This window comes from Flavobacterium sp. WV_118_3 (genome assembly GCF_039778605.1).
In the GTDB taxonomy this organism is placed as follows: Bacteria; Bacteroidota; Bacteroidia; order Flavobacteriales; family Flavobacteriaceae; genus Flavobacterium.
In genome coordinates, this window is the sequence record NZ_CP156060.1 from 3633788 (window position 1) to 3655349 (window position 21562).

Here is a 21562-nt window from a genome sequence, read left to right on the forward strand (position 1 = left end):
TTATTCCATATCTCTTCCGAATCGTTCGAACAGTTTGTTGTAACTGTTAAACTTCGTTTTGTTCGTGTTGAAGAAGTCTTTGTCGTATCGCTTCATGATATCGAGTAAGGCGCGGTAACGCTCAATATCCGTTACAATGTCAACATACATATCGTTTTGTTCTACCGCTTTTAATCCTTTGTAATAGGTCAGGTTTTCCTGGTATTTTTTGGATAGCTTGTTTAGGATGTCGCGCGCTTTGGCGGTTTCACCCACTTCGTAATATCCGGATGCAAACGGTTCCACAAAAGTGTAGAAACCAAATGCATCGATTGGCATTTTTTGCATCGCCAGATCAATAATGTTTTTGGCTTTGTCTTTTTTGCCTTCTTCGATTAACTTTTCGGTTAATCGCGCCAGGTTGGTACGGTAAGAAATACTGTTTTTGCGTGTTTCCGGATCGTGGTAAATTCTCGGATCACCACTATTGCCCCAATCCCATGACATCACAATTTTATACATCTTTTCGGTATCGATATTCCCCATATCCAGCGGACTTCCGTCTTTTGGAATTGGTGTTTTAACCGGAATCAGTTTGTAAACCATTCCATCCAGTTGCAGGTAGTCTTTCATCCAGATATAATCGTCGTCACCAAAGCTTCCGCCGGTAAAGTAAATCGGACGTTTCCAGTTGTTGTTGTAAACCAGATCCAGCATCATCAATCGGTTGATATATAAAGCACTTCCTTTGATTTCAAAGTCGATAGCCGGAACAATCGAATCGTTTAAGGCCGGATTAACTACTTTGTTTTTGATCACGGTTGCTTTGTCAACCGGAATGCGGATTTTATTGGTCGGGTAGAAGTGAATTTTCTGTCCGCTTCTTGGAATTGTAAATAAGGTTCGTTCATCATCACTCTTAATAAAGTCGATGAATTGCTTGATGTCGATACGGTCTTTAGTTAATTCCTGGAAGAACATATAATCGCGTTTCCCTTTTACATACTGATCATGTGTAAATGAAATCGGTAACGGATCCGAATTGTAGGCCTTCGACTTCATCTGATCGATATACCAGTCTTGTGTGAATAACTGTGTGTTTACAATTCGTACATCAGTCCGGTAACCTTCAATTTCCTGAGCATACCAAAGTGGGAACGTGTCGTTGTCTCCAATGGTGAATAATATGGCATTTGGTTCGCAGGAATCCAGATACGCTTTTGCCATGGCAACAGCCGTATAGCGGTGCGAACGGTCGTGATCATCCCAGTTTTCTTTAGCCATTAATACCGGAGCGGCCAGTAAACAGGCTGCGATAACCACAGGTCCGGCGATTTTTGGCTGTAAATAATTTTTAATTCCGTCGTAAATAGCGTAGACACCAAAGCCCAGCCACATGGCGAAAATATAGAAAGAGCCAACTAGGGCATAATCTCTTTCGCGTGGTTCAAACGGACGTTCGTTTAGGAATATTTTTAAGGCCAAACTGGTAAAAAGGAATAGTACCAGTAATACATAGAAACTTTTCAGGTCTTTTCGGGCATGGAAAACCATTCCGATGATTCCCAGGATAAAAGGTAAGAAGTAATACGTGTTACGTGCTTTGTTGTTTAATACGTCCGAAGGAAGGTTGTCTTGTGAGCCTAAACGAATGGCATCGATAAATTTGATACCACTGATCCAGTTTCCGTTTTGGGTGTCGTATTTTCCTTGTATATCGTTCTGACGGCCAGTGAAGTTCCACATCAGGTAACGCCAGTACATATAGCCGAATTGGTATTCGAACATAAATTGCATGTTGTCGATAAACGATGGTTTTTCGATAATCAGGTATTCGCCATAGGCTTTTAGGAATTTGTCGTATTCTTCAATTCCTAATTTACCGCTGCTGTATGCATTGCGAAATTCGGATACGATTTGTACCAGTTCGTCTTCGTGCGAATATTCCGGGTTGATGGTGAATTTAACCGGACGGGTAAAGGTCATATAGTTTACCGCATTATCGGTACTCCACATTCTCGGTAAAAATCCTTTTTGATCGTCGCTGGTGTTCTGACGGGCGTTTACGTAGTTGTTTACGATTTTATACGTTCCGGTTTTATAATCCCGTTCGTAGTTTGGTTTTTCATCCTGATAGGGGTTTTCTTCGTCAAGTCCTACATAGCCTTCTGTAAATAACGGGCCGTAAAATGTTTTTTGCTCTCCGTATTGCTCTCGGTTATAGTACGCTAATACTTCTGCCGCATCTGACGGTCTGTTTTCGTTGATCACTACGTTTGCGTTGGCACGGATTGGTAACATCAGCCAGGTTGAAAACCCGATTAGTACAAACAGGATACAAAGTAATAGTGTATTGTATAATGGTTTTTCTTTCTTTTTGGTATAACGTAAACCAAAATAGAAGAAAAGAACAATCAGTAAAGCGGCAAATATGGTTCCGGAGTTAAACGGTAATCCCAGGGAGTTTACCATAAAGATTTCCATTTTTCCGAAAAAGGCTAAGGTGTACGGTAATAAGAACTTGAAAACAAAAAACAGGATCACAACAATAACGATATTGGCAATGATAAAGTTTTTAACGGTTACGGTTTTATAGTTCTTAAAATAATAAAGCAAACCAATGGAAGGAATGGTTAATAATGCCATAAAGTGGACACCAAACGACAAACCGATCATCAAGGAGATCAATAACAACCATTTATTGCCACGCGGACTGTGCATGTCTTCTTCCCAACGCAATCCAAGCCAAAATAATACGGCTATAAACAGGGAAGCCATAGCATAAACTTCGGCTTCGGTAGCACTAAACCAGAAACTGTCGGTAAAAGTAAAAGCAAGAGAACCTACTAAAGCACTTCCTAAAACTACGATTGCATTGTTTTTGTTAAATTCGGTATAGCTGGAAACAACTTTTTTCAGGATAAGGGTCATTGACCAAAACATGAATAAAATGGTGAAAGCACTCGAAAATACCGACATCATGTTTACCATCAGGGCTACTTTTTCCGGACCGGAGGCAAACATGGCGAAAAAGGCACCTATCATTTGGAATAAAGGTGCTCCCGGCGGGTGACCTACTTCCAGTTTGGCTGAAGTGGCAATATATTCACCACAATCCCAAAAACTTAATGAGGGTTCTACTGTTAGTGAATACGTGATTAAGGCAATTGCAAATGTGAACCATCCAAGGATGGTATTCCATTTTTTAAAGTTAAATGTTACCATATAATACCGTCTAATTTTTTCGTATTAAATCTTTTACAAAGAAACTATTTTTTTGGAGAAAGAGCGCTGAAAATATTTTTTTAATATTTTTTTATCAAAAGTTTGGATTGTAAAATAATTGTCCTACATTTGCACCCGGAAATCAGTAACGATGCCGCTTTTACTGACCCATGGTGTAATGGTAACACAGCTGATTTTGGTTCAGTCGTTCTAGGTTCGAGTCCTAGTGGGTCAACAAAAAGCCTCTCAATTTTGAGAGGCTTTTTTAATTTATCTGGGTTTGTTTTTTTAAGGAAAAGAACAACCGGCTTTCGGGTTGTATATATAAAAAAACCGCTTCATGTTGAAGCGGTTTTTTGTTGGTATACTTGTTTTAGATTTTAAAAGTGACAACCGGACGTTTGGCATGATTTACCAAATCTTCGCTGATGCTTCCGTTAAAGAAGTGAGAAAGACCTTTTCGACCATGTGTGCTAATTCCGATAAGATCGGCGTTAACGCTTTTGGCAAAATGTAAAATTCCTTTTTCAACGTTTACATCATTGTAGATATGTGTAGCGTAATTGCTGATGTCGAAAGAAGCAGTAAAATCTTGAATCATTTTTTCGGCTACGGAAGTCGATTTGAAATTATTAGGTGTGTTCACCATTAATAAATGGATTTTTGCGTTGAATTCATTCGCGAATTCGATAACCTTTTTGAATGGTTTTTTGGCTTCGTCGGTAAAATCGGATGCGAAAACAAAATTGTTAACTGTGAAATTGTCGGAGTCTTTTTTAATAACCAATACCGGAGTTTCGGAATGGCGAACTACTTTTTCGGTGTTGGATCCGATAAACATTTCTCTAAAACCGCTGGCTCCGTGGGAACCCATAACAATCAGGTCGATTTCGTCTTTGCCGCTAAAATTTAGAATTCCGTCAAAAGCTCTTTCCAGTTTGGTGATTTGCGTAACATTGATTCCGGATAGGATATCGGAATTGGCAATTTCGTCCAATCTCTCTTCTGCTTTTTTCTTGAAAAAGATGATTTCGGGAATGTCGTGTCCGCTTCCAATAGCATCGCTTCCTTCATGTGGTAATTCCAGCATGTGAAGTAAAACGATTTCTCCATTGTTTTTTCTGGCGATTTGTGCGGCTACTTTTAAGGCGTATTCGGCATGATCGGAAAAATCGGTAGGGACTAAAATTTTTTTCATAATACTAGGGATGTAAGATTTTTGGTGTTTTATTTGTTGTAAATGTTATTCATAAAGATAGGAAATTAAATTACAATACACAATTGATTTTCAATAATTAAAAAAAATACACTATATTTGCGCCGTTATTTATTAATGAACTAAATAATGAGGGGGCAGTAGGTCCCCTCTTTTTATACTAATATGGCATTTAAAGATAAAGTTAGCGCGTTGCTGGATGAGGGGTTGTCTCAAAAGCCGTCTCTTTTTTTAATTGATTTAACAATAACCGATACTTACAAAATTATTGTAACTTTAGACGGTGATAATGGTGTGAGTCTTCAGGACTGTATTGACATTAGCCGGGCTATCGAGCATAACCTGGATCGGGAAGAACAGGATTTTTCGCTGGAAGTGGCTTCTGCAGGAGCATCCACACCGCTTAAAACCCCGAGACAATACAAAAAAAATATCGGAAGAAAACTGAAAGTGACAACCGCAACCGAAAAAATCGAAGCGGAACTAACAGATGCCAATGATGAATTTATTGTTTTGGAATGGAAAGCCAGAGAACCAAAACAAGTTGGCAAAGGAAAAGAAACCGTTCAGAAAAAAGCGGAAATTCCTTATTCGGATATCAAGGAAGCAATTGTTATAATAACATTTTAAATAAAAAGTTTGCATGGAAAATATTGCATTAATCGAGTCGTTTTCAGAATTTAAAGACGATAAACTAATCGACAGAGTTACCTTAATGGCAATTTTAGAAGATGTGTTTAGAAATGCATTGAAGAAGAAATATGGTTCGGATGATAACTTCGATATTATTATAAACCCGGATAAAGGGGATATGGAGATCTGGAGAAACCGTGTGGTGGTTGCCGATGGTGAAGTAGAAGATCAAAACTCCGAAATCTCTTTGTCTGAAGCCCGTAAAATCGAGCCGGATTTCGAAGTAGGGGAAGAAGTGTCTGAAGAGGTGAAATTAATCCAGTTAGGTAGAAGAGCTATTTTAGCATTGCGTCAGAACCTGATTTCTAAAATTCACGAACACGATAATACCAATCTTTATAAGCAATTTAAAGATTTAATTGGCGATATTTACACGGCAGAAGTACACCACGTACGTCCAAAAGCAGTTATTCTGGTGGACGACGAAGGAAATGAAATCGTGTTGCCAAAGGAAAAACAAATCCCGTCCGATTTCTTCCGTAAAGGAGATAACGTACGTGGAATCATTGAAAATGTGGAGTTGAAAGGGAATAAGCCGCAAATCATTATGTCCCGTACTTCTGAGAAATTCCTGGAAAAATTATTCGAACAGGAAATTCCGGAGGTGTTCGACGGTTTGATTACGGTGAAAAAAGTAGTCCGTATTCCTGGCGAAAAAGCAAAAGTAGCTGTAGATTCGTACGATGACAGAATTGATCCGGTTGGAGCTTGTGTGGGAATGAAAGGTTCTCGTATCCACGGTATCGTTCGCGAATTGGGTAATGAAAATATCGATGTGATCAATTATACCTCCAATACGCAATTGTTTATTACCAGAGCGCTTAGCCCGGCTAAAGTGTCTTCTGTGAAAATTGATGAAGAAAAGAAATCAGCCGAAGTATTCCTGAAACTGGAAGAAGTGTCGAAAGCAATCGGACGTGGTGGACATAACATCAAATTGGCAGGATTGTTAACCGGATACGAATTGGATGTGATCCGCGAAGGAAATGCACTGGAGGAAGAGGATGATGTGGAATTAACTGAATTCTCCGATGAAATCGAAGGATGGGTTATCGAAGAGTTTGCTAAAATCGGATTGGATACAGCAAGAAGTATATTAAACCAGGATGTGGCCGATTTAGTAAGAAGAACGGATCTTGAAGAAGAAACGGTTTTAGAGGTTATCCGAATTTTAAAAGAAGAATTCGAAGACTAACATAAGAAATACCAGCTAAACAACAACAACACACGCATTACGATAATATTAAAAAGATTATATGTCTGAAGAAAGAGTAATAAGAATTAACAAGGTTTTAAGGGAATTAAACATTTCTCTGGATAGAGCTGTGGACTATTTAAAAGATAAGGGATATACAATTGAATCCAGTCCGAATGCTAAAATTTCTAATGAGGAATATTCTATCTTGTGCGGTCAATTCTCTGCTGATAAAGGTAAAAAGGTGGCTTCTCTGGAGGTGAGCGAGGAGAAAAAGAAAGAGAAAGAGGCCTTGCGGGTGGAAAGAGAACGTGAGATGGAAGAGAAACGCAAAGAGGAAGAAAAACAACGTCAGGATATCATCAAAGCCAAAGCGACCCTTTCCGGGCCGAAAGCTATTGGTAAAATCGACCTGAACCCGAAAAAAACTGAAGTTGTTGCTGAAAAACCTTCTTCAGAAGAAACGGAAGTCGTAAACACTCCGGAAGTAAAACCGGAAGTAGAACATAAAGCGGTGGAAGAAAAAATCGTAGAAAAAACACCAGAGGTAACTCCTGCAGCGCCGGAACCGAAAGAGGTTAAGGAAGTCAAGGAAGTTAAAGAGGTTCAAAAAATTAAAGAAGTTAAGGAAGAAAAAACAGAAAAAACAGAAAAAGCGGAACCGGCTAAACCTGCCGCTGCTGCTGATGCTCCTGTTGAGGAAGAGCGTATTGAAACGCAATACCAAAAACTTTCCGGAACAACTTTTACCGGTCAGATGATCGACCTTTCTCAGTTTAATAAACCGAAAAAGAAGAAAGAAGAATTCAAAAAGGATAACAACAAACCGAACACTGGTAATGCTGCCAATGCCGGTCAGGGTGGTCAGAATTCAAATAACAACAATGCCAATAAGAGCAAAAGAAAACGTATTCCGCCAAAACCGGGAACGCCAGGAGCTCAGCAAGGTACCAATCCTCAGCAAGGTGGTGGTAATAACAACAACCGTCAGGGTGGTGGAAATAATCCGAGATTCGGAAATAATAAACCGGGATTCCAAAAAGGAAACCGTCCGGCAATTGTTTCTAAAGTCGAGCCTACGGAAGAAGAAGTTAAAAACCAAATCAAAGAAACTTTAGAAAGACTTCAAGGTAAAGGAAGTAAGTCTAAAGCGGCAAAATACAGAAGAGATAAAAGAGATTCGCACCGTCAGAAATCAGACGACGAACAAAGAGCGATGGAAGAAGGAAGCAAAGTGCTTAAAGTAACGGAATTCGTTACTGTAGGTGAAATTGCTACCATGATGGATGTGCCAATCACTAAAGTTATCGGAACCTGTATGTCATTGGGTATCATGGTTACCATGAACCAACGATTGGATGCTGAAACGCTTTCTATCGTAGCCGATGAGTTTGGGTATGAAGTAGAATTTATTACAACCGATATCGAGGAAGCAATCGAAATAGTGGAAGACAGACCGGAAGATCTGGAACACCGCGCACCGATTGTAACGGTAATGGGTCACGTTGACCACGGTAAAACATCCTTATTGGATTATATCCGTAAAACAAATGTAATTGCCGGTGAGTCCGGAGGTATTACACAGCACATTGGTGCTTATGGAGTACGATTGGATAACGGTCAGCGTATTGCATTCCTGGATACTCCTGGTCACGAGGCGTTTACCGCGATGCGTGCCCGTGGTGCTCAGGTTACGGATATCGTAATTATCGTGATTGCTGCCGACGACGACATCATGCCGCAAACCAAAGAGGCGATCAGCCACGCGCAAGCTGCAGGTGTACCGTTGATCTTTGCAATTAATAAAGTGGATAAGCCTACGGCAAATCCTGAAAAAATTAAAGAAAAACTAGCCGGTATGAACCTATTGGTTGAAGACTGGGGTGGTAAATACCAATCACACGATATCTCTGCTAAAACAGGATTAGGAGTGAAAGAATTACTTGAAAAAGTATTGTTGGAAGCTGAAATCCTTGATTTAAAAGCGAATCCAAACAAACCGGCTGTCGGAACCGTAGTGGAAGCCTTCCTTGATAAAGGACGTGGTTATGTGTCTACTGTTTTGGTTCAGGCAGGTACATTGCGAATCGGAGATTATGTATTAGCGGGTAAACATCACGGTAAGGTGAAAGCCATGCACGATGAGCGAGGACATAATATTAAAGAAGCAGGTCCTTCTACACCGATTTCAATCTTAGGTCTTGACGGAGCGCCAACAGCAGGGGATAAGTTTAGTGTGTTTGAAGATGAAAGAGAAGCAAAACAAATCGCTGTTAAACGGACGCAGTTGTTACGTGAGCAATCGGTTCGTACGCAGAAACATATTACACTTGCCGAAATCGGTCGTCGTATCGCTTTAGGTCAGTTTAAAGAATTAAACATCATCCTTAAAGGGGATGTGGATGGATCGGTTGAAGCATTATCCGATTCCTTCTCTAAATTATCAACCGAAGAAATCCAGATCCGTATCATTCATAAAGGAGTAGGTGCAATTACCGAATCTGACGTATTGTTGGCTTCTGCATCGGATGCGATCATCATCGGATTTAATGTACGTCCTTCCGGAAGTGCGAAACAATTGGCTGATAAAGAAGAAATCGATATCCGAAACTACTCGATCATTTACGATGCTATCGACGATTTGAAAGATGCGATGGAAGGTATGTTGTCACCGGAATTAAAAGAAGAAATTACCGGTACTGCCGAAATCCGCGAAACATTCAAAATCTCGAAAGTGGGTACGATTGCAGGATGTATGGTTACCGATGGTAAAATCTTCCGTAACTCGAGAATCCGACTTATCCGGGACGGTGTGGTAATCTTTACCGGTGAATTGAGTACGCTGAAACGTTTTAAAGACGATGTGAAAGAAGTTTCCAAAGGATATGACTGTGGTATGCAGATCAAAAACTACAACGATATCAAAGAATACGATATCATTGAAGGATTCCAGGAAGTGGAAGTGAAAAAGAAACTGAAATAATAGCTTACATCTGACGGGTTTTTAAAACCTGTCAGGTGTTATGATAACTAAAAAGCTCCGCAATTTTGCGGAGCTTTTTTTATTGCAAACCCGGTGACGGGGTTTTGTTTTTATTGTTTGTTCGGTTTTATCAGTAAAGCATTCGGGTATTTCTTCTTGATGTCCAACAGGTTTTTTTCGGCTTCTATTCGTGTTTTAAACGAACCGATCCAAACCTTGTAAGAAGGATTGTTATACACGATGGTTCCGTCCATATTTCTGAATTCTTTTCGGAAATTTACCAACGTTTTTTTGGCTTCGTCATTAGTACCGTAAAAAATTTGAATTTTATACCGATCGTTAACAGTTATAGAGCTATTTATTTTTCGTTTTTCATTTAAAAGCTGTTCGAATTTCGGATCCTGATCGATGTTAATTTTTGAGGTTTGTGCCTGTGCTATTGGGCTTAAAAATAAAGCGATTAAAGGTAAAAAGTGAATTTTGTTTACGGGTAAGATTCTCATAATGAAGTATGTTTGCTGCAAAAATACAATTATTCCGTGAAAACAGGCCTTGACAGTTTATTTAGAATGGGTATAAATTGCAATTAAGATAAATTTAAGGTTTTTTGAATAGTACATAAGTCGTATTTTTGTCGGAGTTTATAAATAAGGTAGGCTTTTGTTTTAGGACTATTCCAGACAAAATCGTGCCAAATTTAGTTGATAATCATTTTAACTATGAAAAAAGTGGGTAACCATAAATCGTTTTCAAAGATTTTATTGTTCAGTTTAGCATTAGTGCTATCTTTTTCTTTTACCTCTAATGCACAGGATGCAGCTGCAGGTAAAGCGCTTTTTAATTCTAATTGTGCCGCTTGTCACAAGTTGGATGCAGCAATGACGGGGCCTGCGCTTCGTGGTGTTACAGAACGACATGACACAGCCTGGTTGCATAAATGGATTAAAAACAGTTCCGAGTTGATTAAATCCGGTGATGCCAAAGCTATTAAGGTGTTTGAGGAGAATGACAAGAAAGTAATGACTGCTTTCCCGCAATTGTCTGATGCCGATATCGATAATATCTTAGCGTATACTTCTCAACCTAAGGAGGAGCCTAAGGCTGCTGCTGCAGGTGGTGGTGGTACTGCCGGTGCTCAGGAAGGTGGGGTTTCTAATAGCCTGGTTTTAGGGGTTTTAGCGGTAGTGCTTGCTATGTTGGTAGCAATGTTATTGTTTGTGAAAAACGTACTGAACAAAATTGCGAAAGCGAATGGTATCGAAGCTCCTGTAAAAGAGAAGTCGTTACCAATCTGGATTGCATTCGCCAGAAATCAATTCCTGGTATTAGTGTCGGTTATTGTAATGCTTTTAGTTGGAGCATACTTTATCTACGGATACTTAATGCAGATTGGTGTTGATCAAGGGTATGAGCCGATTCAGCCAATTCACTTCTCGCATAAAATTCACGCTGGTGATAACGGTATTGATTGTAAATACTGTCACTCTTCTGCTCGTGTTAGTAAAACTTCAGGTATTCCATCGTTGAATGTTTGTATGAACTGTCATAAAAACATCAATGAATTCCAGGGGGATGCGGATTCAACTTATGTTGAGCATACTAAAGAATTCTACTCTGCTGAAATCCAAAAACTATACGATGCTGTAGGATGGGATAAAACAGCTCAAAAATATACAGGAAAAGTGAAACCTGTTAAGTGGGTTCGTGTTCATAATCTTCCTGACTTTGTGTACTTCAATCACTCACAGCACGTGTCTGTTGCAGGATTAGAGTGTCAGAAATGTCACGGTCCGGTTGAGACTATGGAAATTATGAGACAACATTCTCCGTTAACTATGGGATGGTGTGTGAACTGTCACAGAGAAACCAATGTTAATGTGGAAGGTAACGAGTACTACAAAAAAATCCACGAAGAACTATCCAAAAAATATGGTGTAGATAAATTGACTGCTGCACAAATGGGAGGTTTAGAGTGTGGTAAATGTCACTATTAATAAATAAATTAAGAAGCTAATATCTATATACAATGGCATCAAACAAAAAATACTGGAAAAGTGTTGAAGAACTAAACGAAAATAGTTCTATTGTTGAGACGCTAAGAAACAATGAGTTTGTTGAGGAAATTCCTACTGATGAATTTCTTGGAGATAAGGATGCCTTATCGACTTCGTCGACTACTCGTCGTGACTTTTTGAAATACGTAGGATTCTCTACAGCAGCAGCTTCTTTAGCTGCGTGTGAAGGTCCTGTAATCAAGTCTATTCCTTATGTAGTTCAACCTGAAGAGATCATTCCGGGTGTTGCAGATTTCTATGCAACAACTATTGCTGATGGTTTCGATTTCGCAAATATCCTTATCAAAACGCGTGAAGGTCGTCCTATCAAGGTTGAAAATAATAATTTACCGAATGCAAAAACCGGAGCAAATGCAAGAGTTCATGCTTCTGTATTGTCCCTTTACGATAGTCTTCGTTTAAAGCAATCTAAAATTGAAGGTAAAGATGCTTCATGGGCAGATGTTGATGCTAAAGTAACAGCAGCATTGGCGGATGCTAAAGCAAAAGGTGGACAAGTGGTTCTTTTAACCGGAACGATGGCGAGTCCCTCTACTGATAGATTGATCGCTGACTTTATCGCAAAAAACCCTACTGCTAAACATGTAGTGTATGATGCGGTTTCAAGTTCTGATGCTCTTGATGCTTTCCAAATGGTATATGGTGAAAGAGCTTTAGCGGATTATGATTTCTCAAAAGCGGATGTTATTGTTTCTGTTGGTGCTGATATCTTAGGAGATTGGCAAGGTGGTGGATATGATGCCGGATATGCACAGGGGCGTATTCCTAAAAACGGGAAAATGTCGAAACATATCCAAATTGAATCCAATATGTCACTTGCGGGAGCAAACGCTGACAAGCGTATCCCGATGACAGTTACCGAGCAAAAACATGCTTTAGTAAAAATATACAATGTAATTACCGGTGCTTCTGTTTCGACTCCGAAAGTAGCAAACGAAGAAGCGGTAATGAAAGCAGCGCAACAATTAAAAGCGGCTGCCGGAAAAGGAGTTTTAGTTTCGGGTCTGGATGATGTTAATGCACAATTATTGGTGTTGGCTATTAACAGAGCTTTAAATGCTGAAGCATTCAATCCTGCTACACCTCGACTGATCCGTAAAGGTGATGCGAAAGCAGTAGCACAATTGGTAAAAGACATGAAAACGGGTGCTGTACACACGTTAATCATGAACGGTGTTAACCCGGTTTATACGTTACCAAATGCGGCTGATTTCGTAGAAGGTCTTAATAAAGTAAAAATGTCTGTTGCGTTTTCATTAAAAGAAGACGAAACGGCTTCCAAAACAAAGGTTGCTGTTGCAGCGCCACACTATTTAGAGTCTTGGGGTGATGTTTCCATCGTAAAAGGACACTATAGTGTTACGCAGCCAACAATCCGTCCTTTGTTTGATACAAAACAATTCCAGGAGGCATTATTAGCCTGGACAGGAAATCCGGCTTCTTACTATGATTTCCTTAAAGCACACGGTACTTCTGTAGTAGCGGGTGGTGCTACCTGGAACAAATTAGTACACGATGGTTTCTATGTAACTCCGGTTACTACAGCTGCTGGCGGTGCTAATGTTGATTTTGCTTCTGCTGCCGGAGCTTTAGCGCAAGCTAAAAACCTTGGTGGACTGGAATTAGTATTGTATACTAAAACCGGTATGGGTGATGGTCAACAGGCGAACAACCCTTGGTTACAAGAGTTCCCGGATCCGATTACACGTGTATCATGGGATAACTACGTAACTGTTTCTAAAAAAGACGCCGAAAAACTAGGTTTAGTAAATTATAACGTAGCAAACGGTGGATTAAACGGAAGCTATTCTACTATTGAAGTAGGTGGTGTGAAGTTGGAAAACGTTCCGGTAATCATTCAACCCGGTCAGGCTGTTGGAACTATCGGTCTTGCTTTAGGTTACGGCCGTAAAGAAGCAATGAAACAGGAAATGCAGGTTGGAGTTAATGCCTATACGCTTTATGCAAACATGAAATCCGACCAGTCTGCAAAAGTTTCCAAAGCAAACGGAGATCACGAATTCGCTTGTGTTCAGTTACAAAAAACATTAATGGGTAGAGGTGATATCATCAAAGAAACTACCCTTGAAATCTTCAATACTAAAGATGCTGCGGAATGGAATGTAATGCCGGTAGTATCCTTAGATCACAAAGAAACTCCGGTTACTAAAGTTGATATCTGGGATTCTTTCGACCGTTCAGTAGGACATCACTTTAACTTATCGATCGACTTGAATGCCTGTACAGGTTGTGGCGCATGTGTTATCGCATGTCACGCAGAAAACAACGTACCGGTAGTAGGTAAATCTGAGGTTAGAAGAAGTCGTGATATGCACTGGTTGCGTATTGACCGTTACTATTCTTCTCAGGATACTTTCAAAGGAGATGTTGAATTAAAAGAAGGTGCTTCCGGATTAATGAACTCTATCGATACCTTTACAGGTATGGAAGATCCGTCAGAAAATCCACAGGTTGCTTTCCAACCGGTAATGTGTCAGCACTGTAACCACGCACCATGTGAAACAGTATGTCCGGTAGCGGCTACTTCTCACGGGCGTCAGGGACAAAACCACATGGCTTACAACCGTTGTGTGGGTACCCGTTACTGTGCAAACAACTGTCCGTATAAAGTACGTCGTTTCAACTGGTTCTTATACAACAAAAACAGTGAGTTCGACTACCACATGAATGATGATTTAGGACGTATGGTATTGAATCCTGATGTGAACGTTCGTTCAAGAGGGGTTATGGAGAAATGTTCACTATGTATCCAGATGACGCAATCTACTATCTTAAAAGCGAAACGCGAAGGAAGATTGGTAGGTAAAGACGAGTTCCAGGTAGCATGTTCGGCAGCTTGTTCAAGCGGAGCGATGATATTTGGTGACGTAAATGATAAAGAAAGTCAGGTTGCTAAATTGGCCGAAGACGACAGAATGTATCACTTACTGGAGCACATCGGAACAAAACCAAATGTATTCTATCACGTAAAAGTTAGAAATACCTAAACAAGTAAAATAATTAATTAAGAATCAATATAAAGGATTATGTCGTCTCATTACGAAGCACCCATTAGAAAACCTTTGGTTATAGGTGATAAAACTTATCACGATGTAACAGTAGATGTAGCTAGACCTGTTGAAGGAAGAGCGAACAAACTATGGTGGATAGTATTCTCTATCGCGTTAACCGCTTTCCTTTGGGGATTAGGTTGTATGATCTACACCATTTCTACCGGTATCGGAACATGGGGATTAAATAAAACAATTGGTTGGGCATGGGATATTACCAACTTCGTATGGTGGGTAGGTATCGGTCACGCCGGAACCCTAATTTCTGCCGTACTATTATTATTCCGTCAAAAATGGAGAATGGCGATTAACCGTTCTGCAGAAGCGATGACTATCTTCTCGGTAGTTCAGGCAGGTTTATTCCCGATTATCCACATGGGACGTCCATGGTTAGGATACTGGGTATTACCAATCCCGAACCAATTCGGTTCACTTTGGGTTAACTTTAACTCACCCTTACTTTGGGACGTATTCGCGATCTCTACCTATTTATCGGTTTCATTGGTTTTCTGGTGGACTGGTTTATTACCCGATTTCGCAATGCTACGGGACCGTGCGGTAACACCATTTACAAAAAGAGTTTATTCAATCCTTTCGTTCGGATGGAGTGGTAGAGCTAAAGACTGGCAGCGTTTTGAAGAGGTATCTCTTGTATTAGCCGGTTTGGCAACACCTCTTGTACTTTCCGTACACACGATCGTATCCTTTGACTTTGCTACTTCCGTTATTCCGGGATGGCATACCACAATCTTACCGCCGTACTTCGTTGCGGGTGCGATCTTCTCCGGATTCGCAATGGTAAACACACTTTTGATCATTATGAGAAAAGTGTCTAATCTTGAAGAGTATATCACCGTACAGCATATCGAATTGATGAACATCGTAGTGATGATTACAGGTTCTATCGTTGGTATCGCGTATATCACTGAGCTTTTCGTAGCTTGGTATTCAGGAGTAGAATACGAACAATACGCTTTCTTAAACAGAGCAACAGGTCCTTACTGGTGGTCATACTGGTTGATGATGACGTGTAACGTATTCTCGCCGCAGTTCATGTGGTTCAAAAAATTAAGAACCAGTATCATGTTCTCATTCATTATCTCTATCGTAGTAAACATCGGTATGTGGTTTGAGCGTTTCGTAATTATCGTTACCTCATTACACCGTGATTACCTACCATCTTCTTGGACTATGTTCCAGCCAACGTTTGTTGATGCTGGTATCTATATCGGTACAATCGGATTCTTCTTCGTATTATTCTTGTTATATTCAAGAAGCTTCCCGGTAATTGCACAGGCAGAGGTTAAAACGATCCTGAAAACATCGGGTGATAACTACAAGAGACAAAGAGAATTAGAAGGACACAATTCACATAATCATTAATAGATCATGAGTAATAAAGTAATACATGCTATATACAATGATGATGACATCCTGATGGATGCTGTTAAAGCTACCCGTGCGGCGCATCATCATATTGAAGAAGTTTACACACCATTCCCGGTTCACGGGTTGGACAAAGCAATGGGGTTAGCGCCTACAAGAATTGCGATTGCTTCTTTCCTTTACGGTTTAGTTGGTTTATCAGTTGCAGCATCATTAATGAACTATGTTATGATTGTTGACTGGCCACAGGATATCGGTGGAAAACCAAGTTTTAGTTTTATCGATAACATGCCGGCTTTCGTGCCTATTATGTTTGAGCTTACCGTATTTTTCGCAGCTCACTTAATGGTAATTACATTCTACCTTAGAAGTAAATTATGGCCGTTCAAAGCCGCTGAAAACCCGGATGTAAGAACTACAGACGATCACTTCTTAATGGAAGTGGCACTTCACGGAAACGAAGATGATTTGATTTCGTTCTTCAAGAATACAGGTGCTGTAGAAGTTAAAGTAATTGATAAGCATTAATTGAAGATATGAAAGCCTTATATAAAATAGTAGCATTAGTAGGTGTATCGGTTGTTACAACATCTTGTTTTAACAAATCAAAGCCTAACTATCAGTTCTTTCCTAATATGTATGAGTCTGTGGCTTACGAAACGTATTCACAGTCCGGTGCATTCAAAAATGGTAAAGAAGGTCAGTTACCTGCAAAAGGTTCTATTCCTAGAGGTTTCGAACCCTATGCGTACGAAAACTCAACCGCTGGTTATGAATTAGCAAAAGCAAACTTAAAATCACCTTTGGATTCTACTAAAATTGATTCCAAAAAAGGAACGGAACTGTTCAATATTTACTGTGCTATTTGTCATGGTGAAGCGGGTGATGGAAAAGGAAAACTGGTTAAAAGAGAGAAATTCTTAGGTGTACCAAGTTATGCTGACAGACCGATCACGGAAGGAAGTGTTTTCCACGTAATTACTTATGGATTAAACTCCATGGGTTCTCACGCCAACCAATTAAGTCAGGAAGAACGCTGGCAGGTTGTGGATCACGTGATGAAATTAAAAGCAGGATTATAATTGTAGAACACATTTGAAAGTATTAGATATGTACACATTTTCAAGCAAATTAAAAACTTTTGCATTTGTCATGATGGCTTTAGGGCTTGTGGGAATTGCTTTTGGTTTTTTGACTGCACCTAAGACCATCGAAGACGTAGAGAAAATTTTAGCGGATAGTCATCATGGCGGACATCATACAGAAGCTGTGGCGCACGAATCACACGAGGAACATGCTGCTGTTGCAACGCACCACGAGGAAGCTAAAACAGAAACTGTTGTTGCCGATTCATTAAAAACAGAAAATGATACTGTAGCTGCAGCTGTGCCTGTAGCAGCAGACCATCACGATAATCACAAAGCGGAAGCAGCTCATGGTCATGATCATGCTGGTGCTGATGCACACGCAGAACACCAGGAACACCTGGAGCATGTTTTGCACCAATTACAAAACAAACCTTGGGCAGCACTTTATGTGGCATGTATCTTCTTTATGTTGATCTCAGTTGGAGTATTGGCGTTCTACGCTATCCAATGGGCGGCTCAGGCAGGTTGGTCTCCGGTATTATTCCGTGTTATGGAAGGTATCACCAGCTATTTATTACCAGGTTCTATCATTTTCTTCATCTTGTTGGTAGCAAGCGGAATGCATTTAAACCACTTATTCGTTTGGATGGATCCGGAAGTTGTAAAACACGATGAGTTAATTCAGGGAAAACAAGGTTTCTTAAACGTACCTTTCTTCCTGATCAGAGCTGCAATCTTCTTAGCAGGTTGGAACTTATACCGTTATTTCTCCAGAAAAAATTCTATTGCTCAGGATAACGCTAACGATGATTCTTTCTACAAAAAGAACTTCAAATTGGCGGCCGGATTCTTAGTATTCTTTATCGTGACAGAATCGATCGCTTCTTGGGATTGGATTATGTCGGTTGATCCACACTGGTACAGTACCTTATTCGGATGGTATGTATTCGCCAGCTTCTTCGTAAGCGGAATCACTACAATCGCTTTCGTTACCTTGTACTTAAAATCAAAAGGATATTTAGAGCACGTGAATACAAGTCATATCCACGATTTGGCTAAATTCATGTTCGGTATCTCTGTTTTCTGGACATACTTATGGTTCTCACAATTCATGTTAATGTGGTATTCGAACATCCCGGAAGAGGTAACCTACTTCATCACGCGAATTGAAAATTATAAATTGCCATTCTTCGGAATGTTGGCCTTAAACTTCGTATTCCCTATATTAATCTTGATCAACACTGATTTCAAACGTTTAAGTTGGGTTGTGGTAATGGCAGGTCTGTTAATCTTAACCGGGCACTATATTGACTTCTTCAATATGATTATGCCGGCTACGGTTGGTGACCAGTGGTTCATCGGAGTATCTGAGATCGGTTCATTAATGTTCTTCTTCGGACTATTTATCGTTGTCGTATTTACAGCTTTAACTAAAGCTCCTTTATTGGCAAAACGTAATCCGCTTATTGAAGAAAGTAAACATTTTCATTATTAATATTTAAAGTAATAAACAAATGACAGGTTTATTGATACTTATAGTTGTAGTTTTATTAGGGATTGCTATCTGGCAATTGACTAAGATATTCGATTTAACCCAGGTTGGACGCGTTGCTGATAAATCAGAAATCGCTAACGAAAAAGACAATAATGTTAATGGTTACTTGATGTTCGGGTTCTTAGGGTTTATTTACATTTTCACTATTTACTCTTTATTGAAATGGGGTCACCTGGTTTTAGGTACGCCAGCTTCTGAACACGGTAAGGATTACGATAATCTGATGATGATTTCAATGGTGTTGATTTTCTTCGTTCAGACCATCACTCAGGCATTATTACATTACTTCGCATTCAAATACAGAGGTCAGAAAGACACCAAAGCGTTATATTTCGCTGATAATGATAAATTAGAGTTTATCTGGACTATTATCCCGGTAATCGTTTTAGCTGGTTTGATTCTTTACGGATTATATGCCTGGACAAACATTATGTTTGTAGACGAAGAGGAAGAAGTTATCTATGTTGAATTATACGCAAAACAATTTAGCTGGGAAGCACGCTACGGAGGTGATGACAATGCTTTAGGTAAAGCGAACGTTCGTTTTATCGAAGGAATCAACACCGTTGGTGTGGACATGTCAGATCCGAATGCTCAGGATGATAAAATTGTAAACGAATTACACTTACCGGTAGGTAAAAAAGTGGTATTCAAGATCCGTTCTCAGGACGTATTGCACTCCGCTTATATGCCACACTTCAGAGCGCAGATGAACTGTGTTCCGGGTATGGTAACACAATTCGCTTTCACACCAACAGTAACTACTGATCAAATGCGTCAGGATCCTGCGATTGTGGAAAAAGTGGCCAACATTAATATCATTAGAGCAAAGAAAAGTGCTGAACTTGTTGCCAAAGGTGAAACTGCTTTAGATCCGTATACTTTTGATTACTTATTGTTATGTAACAAAATTTGTGGACCGTCTCACTACAACATGCAGATGAAAATCGTTGTAGAAAGCGAAGCAGATTATAAAAAATGGTTAAAAGAAAAACCTACTTTAGCTAGCGCTATTAAAGATGCAAGCAAAGCAGCAGCCCCGGCTCCTGCAGCAGCATCTGAAGCAAAAGCACCGGCAGCAGCAGCTCCGGTTGCCGATACCACTAAAGTTTTGGCACAAGTAGTAAAAAAATAATTGCTTTTAATATAAATTAAAAAATATGTCAGCAGTAGGACACGATATCAATCACGAACACGATCACGGTCACGAACACCACCATAAAGATACTTTTATCACTAAGTACATCTTTAGTATCGATCACAAGATGATTGCAAAACAATACCTGATCACGGGTATTGTAATGGGAATCATCGGTATTGTAATGTCTCTTTTATTCCGTATGCAAATTGCATGGCCGGAAGAGTCTTTTAAAATTTTTAATGTCCTTTTAGGAGATAAATTTGCCCCGGGTGGCGTAATGCGAAATGATATTTATTTGGCATTGGTTACCATACACGGTACCATCATGGTATTCTTTGTATTGACGGCCGGATTGAGCGGTACGTTCAGTAACCTTTTAATTCCGCTTCAAATTGGAGCAAGGGACATGGCTTCCGGATTTATGAACATGGTTTCATACTGGTTGTTCTTCCTTTCTTCTGTTATCATGATTATTTCCCTTTTTGTGGAGTCAGGACCCGCTTCAGCAGGTTGGACAATCTATCCGCCATTGAGTGCATTACCACAGGCGATCCCAGGATCGGGTACCGGTATGACACTTTGGTTGGTATCGATGGCGATCTTTATCGCGTCTTCATTGATGGGATCTTTGAACTATGTGGTAACAGTTATCAACCTTAGAACAAAAGGAATGTCTATGACACGTTTACCATTAACGATCTGGGCTTTCTTCATCACGGCTGTTATCGGTATCGTTTCGTTCCCGGTATTATTATCGGCTGCTTTATTATTGATCTTCGACCGTAGCTTCGGAACATCATTCTTCTTATCGGATATCTTTATCTCCGGAGAAGTATTACACTACCAGGGAGGTTCTCCGGTATTGTTCGAACACTTGTTCTGGTTCTTAGGTCACCCTGAGGTATATATCGTAATCTTACCTGCGATGGGGATCACGTCTGAAATTATCGCGACCAACGCTCGTAAACCAATTTTCGGTTACCGTGCGATGATCACGTCAATCTTAGCGATCGCTTTCTTATCAACAATTGTATGGGGTCACCACATGTTCGTATCCGGTATGAATCCTTTCTTAGGATCGGTATTTACCTTTACAACATTGTTAATCGCAATCCCTTCAGCTGTAAAAGCGTTCAACTATATCACGACACTTTGGAAAGGTAACCTTCAGTTAAACCCAGCTATGTTATTCTGTATCGGATTCGTTTCGACGTTCATTACAGGTGGTTTAACAGGTATCATCCTTGGAGATAGTACATTGGATATTAACGTTCACGATACGTATTTCGTAATCGCTCACTTCCACTTAGTAATGGGTATTTCTGCGCTTTACGGTATGTTTGCCGGAATCTACCACTGGTTCCCTAAAATGTTCGGAAGAATGATGAACAAAAACTTAGGTTACATCCACTTCTGGGTAACAGCAGTGTGTGCGTACGGAGTTTTCTTCCCAATGCACTTTATCGGTATGGCGGGTCTTCCAAGACGTTACTATACCAACACGGCTTTCCCTTTATTTGATGATTTAGCAGATGTTAACGTACTAATCACAATGTTCGCTTTAATCGGAGCTGCATTCCAGTTGGTATTCTTATGGAACTTCTTCTACAGCATCTTCAAAGGACAAAAAGCAACGCAAAACCCATGGAGATCCAACACATTAGAGTGGACTACTCCGGTGGAGCATATTCACGGTAACTGGCCAGGTGAAATTCCGGAAGTGTACAGATGGTCTTATGACTATAGCAAACCAGGACATGATGAAGATTTCGTTCCTCAGAATGTACCTATGAAACCAGGTGAAGAACAATTACACCATTAAGAATTAATTCAATTCGATATAAAAACAGCCTCCGCATTTGCGGAGGCTGTTTTATTTTTGTCAGTATAGTACGCAAGTTGAATTTCAGTCCGGATAATTAAGATGCCGAATGGTATAGCGTCAAAATGATAGG

Annotated in this window: 14 protein-coding genes and 1 tRNA gene; 12 read left to right on the plus strand and 3 right to left on the minus strand. The window is 39.9% G+C overall.

Features of this window, described 5'->3' with window-relative positions:
• A complete protein-coding gene (locus ABFU83_RS16930) occupies positions 1-3204 on the minus strand; it encodes a DUF2723 domain-containing protein (protein WP_347067656.1) in 3204 nt (1067 codons plus the stop codon).
• Positions 3205-3368: 164 nt separating this feature from the next.
• On the opposite strand from ABFU83_RS16930, the gene ABFU83_RS16935 reads away from it, so the two are divergent.
• A tRNA-Gln gene (locus tag ABFU83_RS16935) sits at positions 3369-3439 on the plus strand.
• 138 nt (positions 3440-3577) lie between these two features.
• On the opposite strand, the gene ABFU83_RS16940 is transcribed toward ABFU83_RS16935, so the two are convergent.
• The gene (locus ABFU83_RS16940; RefSeq protein WP_347067658.1) at positions 3578-4402 is read right to left on the minus strand and encodes a universal stress protein; all 825 of its coding nucleotides are present in this window, start codon (positions 4400-4402) and stop codon (positions 3578-3580) included.
• A gap of 183 nt (positions 4403-4585) precedes the next feature.
• Between ABFU83_RS16940 and rimP the strand changes: the two genes are divergently transcribed.
• The 3 genes from rimP to infB all read left to right on the plus strand — a co-directional run bounded on the left by rimP (position 4586) and on the right by infB (position 9291).
• On the plus strand, positions 4586-5050 hold the full coding sequence (gene rimP / locus ABFU83_RS16945; protein WP_347067659.1) for a ribosome assembly cofactor RimP: 465 nt from the start codon (positions 4586-4588) through the stop codon (positions 5048-5050).
• Between the two features lie 13 nt (positions 5051-5063).
• Positions 5064-6308: a transcription termination factor NusA gene (nusA, locus tag ABFU83_RS16950; RefSeq protein WP_347067661.1), complete on the plus strand. Its 1245-nt coding sequence runs from the start codon at positions 5064-5066 to the stop codon at positions 6306-6308.
• Between the two features lie 61 nt (positions 6309-6369).
• Positions 6370-9291 carry a translation initiation factor IF-2 gene (gene infB, locus ABFU83_RS16955; protein ID WP_347067662.1) on the plus strand — a complete coding sequence of 974 codons (2922 nt, stop codon included), beginning with the start codon at positions 6370-6372 and terminating at the stop codon, positions 9289-9291.
• A gap of 110 nt (positions 9292-9401) precedes the next feature.
• Here the strand turns inward: infB and ABFU83_RS16960 are convergent, their stop codons facing one another.
• A complete protein-coding gene (locus ABFU83_RS16960; protein WP_136403833.1) occupies positions 9402-9794 on the minus strand; it encodes an SPOR domain-containing protein in 393 nt (130 codons plus the stop codon).
• A gap of 216 nt (positions 9795-10010) precedes the next feature.
• Here ABFU83_RS16960 and ABFU83_RS16965 point away from each other — a divergent pair, with 216 nt between their 5' ends.
• The 8 genes from ABFU83_RS16965 to ABFU83_RS17000 are packed head-to-tail and all read left to right on the plus strand — an operon-like array spanning position 10011 to position 21429.
• Positions 10011-11285 carry a c-type cytochrome gene (locus tag ABFU83_RS16965; protein ID WP_347067665.1) on the plus strand — a complete coding sequence of 425 codons (1275 nt, stop codon included), beginning with the start codon at positions 10011-10013 and terminating at the stop codon, positions 11283-11285.
• A gap of 32 nt (positions 11286-11317) precedes the next feature.
• Positions 11318-14374 (plus strand): TAT-variant-translocated molybdopterin oxidoreductase, encoded by a 3057-nt coding sequence (locus ABFU83_RS16970; protein WP_347067666.1) that lies wholly within the window; start codon positions 11318-11320, stop codon positions 14372-14374.
• 39 nt (positions 14375-14413) lie between these two features.
• A complete protein-coding gene (gene nrfD, locus ABFU83_RS16975; protein ID WP_347067668.1) occupies positions 14414-15820 on the plus strand; it encodes an NrfD/PsrC family molybdoenzyme membrane anchor subunit in 1407 nt (468 codons plus the stop codon).
• A 6-nt stretch (positions 15821-15826) separates the two neighbouring features.
• Positions 15827-16351, plus strand: coding sequence for a DUF3341 domain-containing protein (locus ABFU83_RS16980; protein ID WP_347067670.1), 525 nt, complete (start codon positions 15827-15829; stop codon positions 16349-16351).
• 8 nt (positions 16352-16359) lie between these two features.
• Complete coding sequence (locus ABFU83_RS16985) at positions 16360-16905, plus strand: cytochrome c (RefSeq protein WP_136403838.1); 546 nt, start codon at positions 16360-16362, stop codon at positions 16903-16905.
• Positions 16906-16933: 28 nt separating this feature from the next.
• Positions 16934-18406, plus strand: a complete 1473-nt coding sequence (locus tag ABFU83_RS16990; protein ID WP_347067672.1) for a quinol:cytochrome C oxidoreductase — start codon at positions 16934-16936, stop codon at positions 18404-18406.
• A 19-nt stretch (positions 18407-18425) separates the two neighbouring features.
• A complete protein-coding gene (locus ABFU83_RS16995; protein ID WP_347067674.1) occupies positions 18426-19601 on the plus strand; it encodes a cytochrome c oxidase subunit II in 1176 nt (391 codons plus the stop codon).
• A gap of 25 nt (positions 19602-19626) precedes the next feature.
• The gene (locus ABFU83_RS17000; RefSeq protein ID WP_347067676.1) at positions 19627-21429 is read left to right on the plus strand and encodes a cbb3-type cytochrome c oxidase subunit I; all 1803 of its coding nucleotides are present in this window, start codon (positions 19627-19629) and stop codon (positions 21427-21429) included.
• The last annotated feature ends 133 nt before the right edge of the window (positions 21430-21562 follow it).